Origin of the sequence: Bacillus sp. SIMBA_074 (assembly GCF_046534555.1) — a bacterium.
GTDB lineage: Bacteria > Bacillota > Bacilli > Bacillales > Bacillaceae_G > Bacillus_A > Bacillus_A mycoides.
Genome location: NZ_JAWRYM010001374.1, coordinates 1 through 229 on the forward strand (window position 1 = coordinate 1; position 229 = coordinate 229).

A 229-nucleotide genomic window follows, 5' to 3' on the forward strand; every position below is an offset into this window, starting at 1 on the left:
GATACATCTAATCCCGCAACAGGCTCATCCGCCACAATAATTTCTGGATCTAATCCCATTGCCCTTGCAATAACGATACCTTGATGTTGCCCACCGGAAAACTCATGAGGGTACCGGTCAATATGATACGTCGCTAAACCGCATAACTCCAGTACTTCTATCACCTTTGCACGGAGATTTTCTTTCGTCGTGTGTCGGTGGGCCAATATTGGCTCACGAAGCGCTTCTC

At 47.6% G+C, this 229-nt stretch carries 1 protein-coding gene; it reads right to left on the reverse strand.

All coding sequences use genetic code 11. From position 1 onward, the window contains the following. Positions 1–229: ATP-binding cassette domain-containing protein (locus SB773_RS35200; protein ID WP_410595250.1), on the reverse strand; the 229-nt coding region annotated here is incomplete at both ends.